The organism is Ectobacillus sp. (assembly GCF_056992975.1).
This window is the reverse complement of sequence record NZ_JBXKMX010000019.1, coordinates 1-10,172: the sequence shown is the minus strand read 5'-3', so window position 1 is coordinate 10,172 and position 10,172 is coordinate 1. Positions and strand designations below refer to the sequence as shown.

Below are 10,172 nucleotides of genomic sequence, written 5' to 3'. Positions count from 1 at the left end.
GACAAAGAATGGGCAAGGGTACTTATCATTGATAACGGCATTGGAATGCCTACCCAGGTTCAGGAACGAATATTTGACCCATTTTTCACAAGCAAGAAAAACGGTACCGGTCTTGGTCTCGTTATATGTAAACGAATCATTGATCTACATGGAGGGAATATTCATATCACTAGCAAGGATGGTGTTGGAACAACCGTCGATCTATCCTTTCCTATACACTCTCTACATATAAAAAAATAGCACCCTGACAGGATGCTATTTTTCTTTGTGTACAATTGCACGAACTTGGGCAAAAGAAAGATTATCTTAATAAGCTTATAAAAACTAATTGTAAAGTTGATTTGTACAATATATTCTTCCCACTACCACTTATATATTTACGTAGCTTCGCAAATATACGGTCTTGTTCTTGTGCCTTTAGTCGTTGATATTTAACGATATATACATCTAGTTCTTGACTTACTGTAAGAGTTTCGGGACTATTAAAGCCTGTTCGTAATCCGACTTCTATCATCTCCCCTTGTTTCACTTTAATTTCAAGTAAGAGCTTGTCCATCACATTCTTTTTTCTTGCCATAAACATGAGTCTCCCCCTCATAAATAAGCAATCTATACGTGTCATTTTTAAAGTACTAGTTATTCTAGAGTAAAATTCCTATAATTAACAATTAATTTATCCACTTTAACGATTATTACAAATTATTCTAACTTTGTAAATACAATCGCAAAAATAGACATAATTTTTATGTAACTTTTTTATATTATAGGAATAATGACATAATCCCTTTTTCTTCGACATAATTTCAGGTTTACAAATACCATTCTTGCAAAGACTAACGTATGAATTTAAATAAAGAGAGGGTTATTACGATGAAGAAATATGTATGCTGTTTGCTTTGCCTACTTTTCATTCTTCCAGCATCTGCATATGCAGAGGAAGAACGAAAGATTGCCATTGTCATTGATGATTTTGGAAATAATATGAAAGGTACCGATGAAATGCTATCTCTCCCTATCCCACTAACAATAGCGGTGATGCCTTTTTTACCTTCGACAAAGCAGGATGCCGAGATGGCCCACAAGAAAGGCTATGAGGTTCTTGTTCATCTTCCAATGGAACCGATTCGCGGTAAAAAAAGTTGGCTCGGTCCTAACGCCATTACAACAGATTTAAGCGATGAAGAAATTAAAAAACGTGTAGAAATGGCAGTGTCTGATGTTCCTTATGCTGTTGGGATGAATAATCATATGGGATCTAAGGCTACCGCAGATAAGAGAGTCATGCGAATTGTGTTAGCTGTTTGTAAAGCACGCGGATTGTTTTACTTAGATAGCAAAACAAATCCAAGCAGTAAAGTACGAGAGGTCGCAGAAGAGTTAGGCGTCCCCGTTATTGAAAACAATTTATTCTTTGACGATCAGTATACAAATTCTCATATTGCAAAGCAAGCTTCCCTACTCTTAAAACGAGTGAAAACTGCACCGACAACGATAGCAATTGGTCACGTTGGTCCTCCTGGGGAGATTACATCTCGTATTATTCGTACGACTGTTGTAAAGGCAAAGCAAGATGCTACCTTCGTGTTTGCCTCAAATCTCGTAAAGGCACAAAAGTAAACTGGTATAAGATTTCCACGCGCGTATGGATACATTTATACCCTGCGCGTGGATATCTCAAAGTCAGGTATCGTCACATCACTTCATTTCTACTATCTTTTCTTCTATCAATCATCTTCAACCAAACATACATCCAAACGAATCCTCTTATTCACAATTATTAAGCGCTTACATTTTGTTATTTTTATAAAACACTCGTCTACAGAGTGTTTCATACCTTTATATAACCGAGCTCCGTGCCCCTTTTATCATAAGTAGCTTAACATGATAATTCATTAAATATTCAATGCCCTCCAGCCATCTTCTCGTCTCTTCAGGAGTGCCAGCCCATACGATGAGACCGTATTCTTCAATTAGTAACGCACCTCTTCTTCCTGAGAATAGTGTTGCATCCTCAGCCAGCATTGATTCGAATTCTTGCTTTGTCTCAACGATCGGGATTTTAATGCTTTCTATCCCATCTTTTGCAAACACACGGACAACATTCTTTGGATCAAAGGTCACTTCTTTCAGTTCCCCATAAATTTCGGAAACAAGATGACAATCTACTGTTTGCACTTGCAAAATACATCCTGCTGCACTTTTTTGATATATAATAGAATGTAATGCAGCTTCCGTTGCAGGCTTTCCTTCTAATTCAAAAACTGGTTCACAAGCAGCATTTACAATAAAAAAATCATCCTCTGCAAACAACCCCTTATCTTTTCCTTCTGCATTGATAAAAAACGTAAGTGGGTCCTCTGAGGCTTTCATCGACAAACTAATTTTTGTCCCATAAAACCAATCACGTAGCGCTAACTCGACTTTCACATCACGTAGTTCCTGCCATTTTCGTAAAAAAAATAGCATCCTGTTCACCTCCGCATTTTTTCACTAACCTCTAAAGTTATCTATATAAACCAAGTTTTCTTTAAATTTTTTGATTATTCTTAAAATTTAATTGAATTATTACATGTAAGAAACTCTTTGTCAATTGTTTTCATTCTTAATTATACAAAATTTCCCTGTATTTCTCCCTTATTTTACTGGAAATTGTACAAAATTCAAAGCCTGATTATATGAAGTTCGCACATTAATTTTTTCTTATATCTATTTCTTTATTTCATGAAATACTAGGAAGATCCAACACATTTGCATAAGATACTTGCTCTTTTTGATGTTATTTGCCTATACTATTAAAGAATCATGACCAAACTTGAAATTGAGGGTAGATAACCATGAATGTTGTAATGAGCACTTTAAATGCAAAATATATCCATACTAACCTAGCCATTCGTTACATAAAAGCGTATGCAGCTCCCGAATACACGATTGAGCTTGCAGAATATACGATCAAAGACCCGTCCATGAACATTGTCACAGATTTGTTTCGTCGTAAGCCCGATGTAATCGGATTTAGTTGCTATATATGGAATATCGAAGAAACAATTACTGTCATAAAAATGCTAAAGAAAATTAATCCGAAGCTTATTTTATTTGTCGGTGGTCCAGAAGTATCATACGATGTAAAGGAATGGCTGCAGCGTGTTCCAGAAATTGATTTCATTATTGTTGGTGAAGGGGAAGCAAGCGTTAAATCCCTTCTATTTGAGATTGAAGGCGACCAAGAATATGAACAACTTGACGGTATTGCCTTCCTAAACAATGGGAATACTTTCGTTTATAAACCACAACTGCAAAAGCTGAATCTTAGTGAATTGCCATCCCCATACCGCTTTAAAGAAGACCTTCCCTACCTAGGAAAACGAATTACCTACATTGAAACTAGTCGTGGATGCCCCTTTAACTGTCAATTCTGTTTATCTTCTATTGAAGTTGGCGTCCGCTATTTTGATCGTGAACGTATTAAAGACGATATTCGATACCTGATGGAAAATGGAGCACGCGTCGTAAAATTCGTAGACCGTACCTTTAACATAAGTCGTAGCTATGCGATGGAAATGTTTCAATTTCTTATCGATGAACACAAACCTGGTACTGTTTTTCAATTCGAAATTACCGCTGACATTATGCGTCCTGAAGTCATTGAATTTTTAAATAAAGAGGCTCCGCCTGGTTTATTCCGATTCGAAATAGGAGTTCAATCCACAAATGATCAAACAAATGAGTTAGTGAAACGGCGTCAGAATTTTGAAAAGTTAACCCGTACAGTAATGATGGTCAAAGAAGGCAAAAAAATTGACCAACATCTCGATTTAATCGCAGGTTTACCAGAAGAAGATTACACATCTTTCAGAAAAACATTCAATGATGTGTTTGCCATGCGACCAGAAGAACTGCAACTTGGTTTTTTAAAGATGCTTCGTGGTACCGGACTTCGCCTACATGCAAGTGATCATAACTATATTTATATGGAACAAGCACCTTATGAAATTCTAGGCAATAATGTTCTTCCTTTTGAAGATATTATTCGAATTAAGCAAGTCGAAGATGTGCTTGAAAAATATTGGAATGATCATCGAATGAATAATACGATTGAATATGTTGTTTCAGCTATTTTCTCGTCTCCATTTGACTTTTTCCAAGAATTCGGTAGTTACTGGGATGAAAGAGGCTGGTCTCGTATCGGTCATCAGCTCGAAGATTTATTTACACGACTATATGACTTTTTAGAGATGAAACAAGTTACACATATCGCAATCGTAAAAGGATTTATGAAGATTGACTACTTACGAAGTCACAAATATAAACCTCGGAAGCCGTGGTGGGAGGAACGTGTTAGCAAGGAACAGCTAGCAGTTCTATACGAGGAAATTGCAACGCAGCCTCATCTATTGGGGGAAGAGTTTGCATCTATTGAATTGTCGGAAAAAGACTTATATAAACATACTGTATTGGAATTTATTCCATTTGATTATCAAGCATTTTTGCAAACAGGAACCATCGTTTCAGTACCTTCCATCATCCTTGCGTATTACAATCCCAAAACATTACAATGCGAGATATTCAGTATGCAGCATGATTTGATAATTTGATAGCAAAAAGAGGCATATTGCATGCCTCTTTTTTTTACGATTGTCTACCTTTTTTTGAATTTCGATTTGCATATTTTGCGCTATCTTCGTTCGAAGATGCTGTAAATTCATCCTTTGGCAAACTTTCCTTCGGCGTAGAATTGTTAACAGCAGCTGCTTGCCCTGCAATTTTCCGTTTCAATTACATCACCTCATTTTGATTTATCCTCATTAGTATGTAACAAGCTGTAACAAATAGAAGTGGTAATTATTAACGTAGCAGTCTGTGCAACAATCGAGAGCATTCCGGTCACACTAATAGCATATCAATTAATACACCCCCTTGCTTTCGGGATAAAAAGGAGATCATGGCAATGGATGATAAAAATAAAGAAAAATCCCCTATATTAGATGAAACGCTACCACATCAAATGAACTTTCCCTCTTTTAAAGGTACGGGAATGAAAATGGAGCCACCATTTGTGAATGAACATGGTGTCGTCATTGGAGATAGTCGGTATAACTCAGAAAACAGTCCCTTGAATAATTGGAGTACCGATGTAGATCCTGCTATTATGGCTGGAGATCAGTGGGTCCACCCTACCAATGATATTGGTTGGACATCGCGAGAAAACCAAGAAATTCTGGAAGAGAAAAAAAGGAAAAAAAACGAAGCTACGTCTTCTATAAATAAGAAAGATAAACCGGATACAGATGCATTTATGCATCCTCAATTTGGTATTAACGATTAAAAAGTGAAAAAGCTCCTACGGTCTTTATCCGAACCGTAGGAGCTAAACATTTTCTATAGAAAATTAGTTAGAACGTTCTTCTAGCCAATCTCCAATAGTAGGATAGGTTTGTTTAATTGCAGTTGGACCATACACAATACTCATATGTCCAGTTGGGATACATACATATTGTGAGTCGGTGCTTGAAATATGTTGTTGAAGTGCTTCTACTTGGCACGGCAATGCAATATGATCCCGTTTTCCAGATATATTTAACACATTTGCTTTTATATTTTCTAATTTCACTTGTTGGCCTCGAATTTGCAGTTCACCTTTTACGAGTTTATTCTGCTGATAAAAATCTCGGATCCATTGACGATATGCTTCGCCTGGAAATGGAATTCCATCCCCAACCCATCGTTGTACAAGCTTCCAGCTTTGTACAAATTTTTCATTATCCGAACGATCCAAAAGTGCTACATAAGGTCCTGTGAAATTTGTAAGTGGCTTTAACATTTTGTTCCCAAAGTCAATCATTTCAGGAGGAATATTTCCATACGTATCAACCGCTTTATCTAAATTAAAATATCGTTCATTTAAAAGCGGACCATACAATCCTGTATCAGAAAAATCAAACGGACTTGTTAGAAAAATAATGTTTCGTATAGGAACTTCTGGATGAAGCGCTGCATAAATAGATGTTAATGTTCCTCCCATGCAATAACCAAGCAATGAAATTTCGTCAGCACCTGACACACGAAGCACTTTCTTAACAGCCTTTGCAATGTAATCCAATACAAAATCATCGAATTTCAACACACGATCTTCTGGTCCGAACGTGCCCCAATCGAGTAAATATACATCGTGTCCACGTTCTACTAAATATTCAACTAGGCTGTTTCCGGGAGTTAAGTCAAGAATAAATGGTTTATTAATAAGGGCATAAATCAACAGAATTGGAACTTTCTTCGTTTCATTATGGTTAGAAACATAGCGATATAATTTGCTTTTATTCTTTGTCCAAATTACTTCTTTCGGTGATTGACCAACCTGTGGTTCCGGCTCACGCCAAAGAACGTCATTTGCACGCTTTACCCGGTTATACGTATTTCGGAATTCTTCCGGCACGTTTTCCCATTGCTTTTCCCATTCTTCCTTAACTGATACCATACTTCATTTCCCCCTTTTTCAAAAGAAGTGCACAATCACATGCACCTCTTCAAGATTCAATCTATTGCGTCTTAGCCTTACATGTATAAACCGCCATTAATATTAAGCTGCTGTCCGGTAACATATGCACCATTTTTACATAGATAAAGCACACCTTGCGCAATTTCGTTAGGTAGACCGAATCGTTTTTTCGGTATTTTTGCCACAATTTGATCACGAACTGACTCAGGAACTTCTGCTACCATATCGGTATCGATAAATCCTGGGCAAATCGCATTAACCGTTACATTCGTTTTTGCTAATTCTAATGCCAATGATTTTGTGAATCCAATCATGCCTGCTTTTGCTGCAGAATAATTTGTCTGTCCGAAACCGCCAGCCTGTCCAATGATGGAGGAAATATTAATAATTCTACCATCCTCCGATTGTGTTATGTACGGGAGAATCGCACTTGAAGTATTGAAAACACTATTTAAATTCACATCAATTACGCGCTCCCAATCTTCTCTATTCAACTTTTTAAAAGTACGATCTCTTGTAATCCCTGCATTGTTTACAAGTATATCTAGCTGCCCAAATGTTTCAACTGCAAAAGCTATAAGCTGGTTCGCTTCGTCCACTTTTGAAACGTCTGCTTGTATAGCTACCGCTTCGTTTCCTTCATCTACTATAGATTTAACAAGAGCTTCAGCAGCATCTTTACTGCTATTGTAGTTAATAACAACCTTTGCTCCTTCACTTGCAAGCGCTCTCGAAATTGCCTCGCCTATTCCCTTTGCTCCTCCAGTTACAATCGCTACTTTGCCTTCTAAATGTTTCATAGCCATTCCCCTTTCTATATCTTTTAGTGTATTTATTATTTCGTCTCTGGTACGTGAGATTCTTGTTTACTTGCCAAAAGCTCCACTACTTTATCAAGTTTTGCTTCTAATGAACGTATATCACTTTTCAACTTTGATAAATCACGCTTAGTAGAAGAAGACTGTTCAAAGACTTCAACTTTTTCTTCTAAGAGCTCTTCCATGTTATCAACTTTATTTTCTAAATTCACAACAAGTGTAGCTACTCTAGCAATATCATCCTGGGTTGGAAGATTTACCTTTTCTAAATATCCTTTTGTCATATCATTCATTACTTTTTGATAAAACAAATTCACATCCAACACGCTGCCCATCCAAGCTGAATATTCCTCAGACTTAATGGTTTCATTCATTGACTTTCCCCAAAGTCTTTCTGTTTGCTCATACGCATCTTTCCACGTTTTCAGCGGATCGAACTTTTGATCAGCCATCATCTCTACACCCCTTTGCCCACATATTTAAAAACAATACATTGTTTTCTTTATTTTCCAACATTTTATAAAAGTAGGCAAGAACTTTTTTTACAAATAAAAACATTTTTGTTGACTATTCTCACACCTAAGTGTAAATTACACATATGGATACTCACAAGTTAGCATGAGGTGATAATCTTGCAAAGTAAAGATCAAAATCAAGCTGGGCAATCAGAATCAGAAGAGCGTTCGTCCATGCATCTGAATGCAATGCCGAAAAATTTTCTCGTTCCCTTCTTACTTCTTTGTTTAAAAAGTTGGAGCTTACACGGGTACAAACTCATTCAGATGTTGATGGATTTAGGATTTTCCACTATTGATCAGGGTAATGTGTACCGAACATTACGCAAATTAGAAAAGGAAAATCTTATTTCCTCTACATGGGACACTAGCGAAGATGGTCCTGCTAAGCGAATCTACTCCATAACAAAATATGGAGAAACCTATTTGGAAACGTGCGCCTCCTCCTTCTTGCAATATCAGCATATGTTGCGAACGTTTTTCCAACTGTACACAAACGCATTTTTCCCGTTTCCGTCACCATGGGAAACAGAAAAATCCGACGGTGATTCTGCAGAATAATCTGCATTCACACATATGAAAATTTTAGGAGGAATAAACATGGAACTAAAGCCTAATGAATTGGTGGAAGCATTCTGGAACAACTGGTCACATTCTCTTTCTTTACTAACTTCAGCTGGAAAACAAGTGGAGCAAATTACAGTAGATAGCTTGAAACAGCAACAAGAAGTATTTGAAAAAATTAGAGAAAACGTAGACACTGCTGAACAAGAATGGAAACAAAACTTGACACAACTGCAAGCACAATATGTTGATTATGTAAAAGGATTTGCCGGTGCTACTTACGCTGAGCAAGTACAACAATGGCAAGAAAAATGGACAGAATTATCCGATCAAGTACAAAACATCACGTTAGCTCCTGTAAAAACTTCTCTGTCTTTACTCTCACAAACAAGTGGTCAATTTGAAGAATTCTATACAAACTGGATTACACAACAACAACAACAACGCGAAGCTGCGCAAGAACAAATTGAAGGATTTTTAAAAGATCTTCAAGCAAAGCAAGTAGAAGCTGCAAAGAAATTCGAAGAGCAAGCAACAAAGTTATACACTACTGTTTAAGCAGAAAAATATCGGTACGTACTCACATTACTCGTCTGAACCGTAAACCATACTCATCCTTGCCGCTTGCATTTTTCTGCAATTTGAAAAAGGAGGATGACATGAATCTTCTAGAGCAATCTAAGCTCGTTCCTGATGTTCGTTACGATGATATTGAGATAGGTGACAAGGCTACATTTACTAAATCAATAACAGACGATGTAATTCAATCATTTGCCACCTTTACCGGTGATGTAAATCCGATTCACTTGGATAAAGAATTTGCATCCACAACAATGTTTCAACAAAGAATTGCACACGGTATGCTGGTAGCCAGCTTTATCTCTACGGTACTTGGGACGAAGTTACCTGGAAAAAATACGATTTATCTATCGCAGCAGGTCAGCTTTAAAGCTCCCGTTGCGATAGGAGATACCATTTCTGTCGTGGCAGAAGTGATAAAAAAACGCGATGACAAAAAAATAATTACATTGCAAACGAATGTGTATAATCAACATAATGAAATTGTAGTCGAGGGAATAGCAGCGATTATGAAGATGGAGTAGCTAAAGCTACTCTTTTTTTGTGTCCAACAACTTACATCTTCCCCTATTACTTCCGCGTATGATACCACCTAAAACACAAATGCTATGTATACCAGCACATGCTGGAATGGATAAAAAGGAGAATTTAACATGACAACTACAAATAAACTTCTCGTCCCTGGATCTGCTCAAGTGCTAGATCAATTTAAATACGAAATTGCCAGTGAATTTGGAGTTACATTAGGCTCCGATACAACTTCACGGTCGAATGGTTCGGTTGGCGGAGAAATTACGAAACGATTAGTAGCAATGGCACAAAAACAAATAAAGGGATAAATAAGGCTGTTTTTCGGCTTTTCCTATAACTCGATAATTCTTATATAGTATGGCTATGCGGACAGTAATACTGTCCGCAAATAAACTTAATAACAAAAAAAATCACTGTGTGTACAGTGATTTAATATGCTTGTATTACAATTTTTAATAAGGGATTTATTTCACCTTTTTCTTTTCCTTGGAGTAATCGTTTTTCCATTCTTTTTCTTCCAAAACTATCATTTGTATGCAAAATGATTTCATCCGCATACAACCCTTCTTTACAAAAAACTTCGACGAAATCTAATCCCGTTTGCTTACGAAATCCCATATTATAATCAAGCGACAGTGTTTGAACCAAATTTGTTCGAACGAGATGGAGAGC

The 10,172-nt window shown here is 36.8% G+C and carries 15 protein-coding genes; 8 read left to right on the top strand and 7 right to left on the bottom strand.

The annotated features are described in order from the left end of the window. Positions 1–240 (top strand): ATP-binding protein (locus tag AC11ZT_RS00810; protein WP_484057784.1); only part of this gene is annotated, 240 nt, incomplete at its 5' end. A 61-nt stretch (positions 241–301) separates the two neighbouring features. Here AC11ZT_RS00810 and AC11ZT_RS00805 read toward each other — a convergent pair. Continuing rightward, positions 302–583, bottom strand: a complete 282-nt coding sequence (locus tag AC11ZT_RS00805) for a Spo0E family sporulation regulatory protein-aspartic acid phosphatase (RefSeq protein ID WP_484057783.1) — start codon at positions 581–583, stop codon at positions 302–304. 287 nt (positions 584–870) lie between these two features. On the opposite strand from AC11ZT_RS00805, the gene AC11ZT_RS00800 reads away from it, so the two are divergent. Further along, positions 871–1,617, top strand: coding sequence for a divergent polysaccharide deacetylase family protein (locus AC11ZT_RS00800; protein WP_484057782.1), 747 nt, complete (start codon positions 871–873; stop codon positions 1,615–1,617). A 219-nt stretch (positions 1,618–1,836) separates the two neighbouring features. Here AC11ZT_RS00800 and AC11ZT_RS00795 read toward each other — a convergent pair whose 3' ends face one another. Next, complete coding sequence (locus tag AC11ZT_RS00795) at positions 1,837–2,466, bottom strand: class II aldolase/adducin family protein (RefSeq protein ID WP_484057781.1); 630 nt, start codon at positions 2,464–2,466, stop codon at positions 1,837–1,839. 368 nt (positions 2,467–2,834) lie between these two features. On the opposite strand from AC11ZT_RS00795, the gene AC11ZT_RS00790 reads away from it, so the two are divergent. Continuing rightward, on the top strand, positions 2,835–4,592 hold the full coding sequence (locus AC11ZT_RS00790) for a B12-binding domain-containing radical SAM protein (RefSeq protein ID WP_484057780.1): 1,758 nt from the start codon (positions 2,835–2,837) through the stop codon (positions 4,590–4,592). A 34-nt stretch (positions 4,593–4,626) separates the two neighbouring features. Here AC11ZT_RS00790 and AC11ZT_RS00785 read toward each other — a convergent pair whose 3' ends face one another. Beyond that, a complete protein-coding gene (locus AC11ZT_RS00785) occupies positions 4,627–4,773 on the bottom strand; it encodes a hypothetical protein (protein ID WP_484057779.1) in 147 nt (48 codons plus the stop codon). A 172-nt stretch (positions 4,774–4,945) separates the two neighbouring features. Between AC11ZT_RS00785 and AC11ZT_RS00780 the strand changes: the two genes are divergently transcribed. Beyond that, positions 4,946–5,323 (top strand): DUF3905 domain-containing protein, encoded by a 378-nt coding sequence (locus AC11ZT_RS00780; protein WP_484057778.1) that lies wholly within the window; start codon positions 4,946–4,948, stop codon positions 5,321–5,323. Positions 5,324–5,386: 63 nt separating this feature from the next. Here the strand turns inward: AC11ZT_RS00780 and phaC are convergent, their stop codons facing one another. The 3 genes from phaC to phaR all read right to left on the bottom strand — a co-directional run bounded on the left by phaC (position 5,387) and on the right by phaR (position 7,763). Further along, a complete protein-coding gene (gene phaC, locus AC11ZT_RS00775) occupies positions 5,387–6,472 on the bottom strand; it encodes a class III poly(R)-hydroxyalkanoic acid synthase subunit PhaC (RefSeq protein ID WP_484057777.1) in 1,086 nt (361 codons plus the stop codon). 77 nt (positions 6,473–6,549) lie between these two features. Further along, a complete protein-coding gene (locus AC11ZT_RS00770; protein WP_484057776.1) occupies positions 6,550–7,293 on the bottom strand; it encodes a 3-oxoacyl-ACP reductase in 744 nt (247 codons plus the stop codon). A 35-nt stretch (positions 7,294–7,328) separates the two neighbouring features. Further along, on the bottom strand, positions 7,329–7,763 hold the full coding sequence (phaR, locus tag AC11ZT_RS00765; RefSeq protein ID WP_484057785.1) for a polyhydroxyalkanoic acid synthase subunit PhaR: 435 nt from the start codon (positions 7,761–7,763) through the stop codon (positions 7,329–7,331). Between the two features lie 180 nt (positions 7,764–7,943). Between phaR and phaQ the strand changes: the two genes are divergently transcribed. The 4 genes from phaQ (at position 7,944) to AC11ZT_RS00745 (ending at position 9,808) form a co-directional block, all read left to right on the top strand. After that, positions 7,944–8,387, top strand: coding sequence for a poly-beta-hydroxybutyrate-responsive repressor (gene phaQ, locus AC11ZT_RS00760; protein WP_484057775.1), 444 nt, complete (start codon positions 7,944–7,946; stop codon positions 8,385–8,387). A gap of 39 nt (positions 8,388–8,426) precedes the next feature. Continuing rightward, positions 8,427–8,948, top strand: coding sequence for a polyhydroxyalkanoic acid inclusion protein PhaP (gene phaP, locus AC11ZT_RS00755; RefSeq protein WP_484057774.1), 522 nt, complete (start codon positions 8,427–8,429; stop codon positions 8,946–8,948). Positions 8,949–9,049: 101 nt separating this feature from the next. After that, positions 9,050–9,493 (top strand): MaoC family dehydratase, encoded by a 444-nt coding sequence (locus AC11ZT_RS00750; protein ID WP_484057773.1) that lies wholly within the window; start codon positions 9,050–9,052, stop codon positions 9,491–9,493. Between the two features lie 129 nt (positions 9,494–9,622). Continuing rightward, the gene (locus tag AC11ZT_RS00745; RefSeq protein WP_379969035.1) at positions 9,623–9,808 is read left to right on the top strand and encodes an alpha/beta-type small acid-soluble spore protein; all 186 of its coding nucleotides are present in this window, start codon (positions 9,623–9,625) and stop codon (positions 9,806–9,808) included. A gap of 121 nt (positions 9,809–9,929) precedes the next feature. Here AC11ZT_RS00745 and AC11ZT_RS00740 read toward each other — a convergent pair. Next, positions 9,930–10,172 (bottom strand): cyclic-phosphate processing receiver domain-containing protein (locus tag AC11ZT_RS00740; RefSeq protein WP_484057772.1); only part of this gene is annotated, 243 nt, incomplete at its 5' end.

What these genes read in the sequence shown, in the direction of transcription:
- AC11ZT_RS00805 (WP_484057783.1), bottom strand. Translation starts at nt 583, where the DNA reads ATGTTTATGGCAAGAAAAAAGAATGTGATGGACAAGCTCTTACTTGAA.
- AC11ZT_RS00800 (WP_484057782.1), top strand. Translation starts at nt 871, where the DNA reads ATGAAGAAATATGTATGCTGTTTGCTTTGCCTACTTTTCATTCTTCCA.
- AC11ZT_RS00795 (WP_484057781.1), bottom strand. Translation starts at nt 2,466, where the DNA reads ATGCTATTTTTTTTACGAAAATGGCAGGAACTACGTGATGTGAAAGTC.
- AC11ZT_RS00790 (WP_484057780.1), top strand. Translation starts at nt 2,835, where the DNA reads ATGAATGTTGTAATGAGCACTTTAAATGCAAAATATATCCATACTAAC.
- AC11ZT_RS00780 (WP_484057778.1), top strand. Translation starts at nt 4,946, where the DNA reads ATGGATGATAAAAATAAAGAAAAATCCCCTATATTAGATGAAACGCTA.
- phaC (WP_484057777.1), bottom strand. Translation starts at nt 6,472, where the DNA reads ATGGTATCAGTTAAGGAAGAATGGGAAAAGCAATGGGAAAACGTGCCG.
- AC11ZT_RS00770 (WP_484057776.1), bottom strand. Translation starts at nt 7,293, where the DNA reads ATGAAACATTTAGAAGGCAAAGTAGCGATTGTAACTGGAGGAGCAAAG.
- phaR (WP_484057785.1), bottom strand. Translation starts at nt 7,763, where the DNA reads ATGGCTGATCAAAAGTTCGATCCGCTGAAAACGTGGAAAGATGCGTAT.
- phaP (WP_484057774.1), top strand. Translation starts at nt 8,427, where the DNA reads ATGGAACTAAAGCCTAATGAATTGGTGGAAGCATTCTGGAACAACTGG.
- AC11ZT_RS00750 (WP_484057773.1), top strand. Translation starts at nt 9,050, where the DNA reads ATGAATCTTCTAGAGCAATCTAAGCTCGTTCCTGATGTTCGTTACGAT.
- AC11ZT_RS00745 (WP_379969035.1), top strand. Translation starts at nt 9,623, where the DNA reads ATGACAACTACAAATAAACTTCTCGTCCCTGGATCTGCTCAAGTGCTA.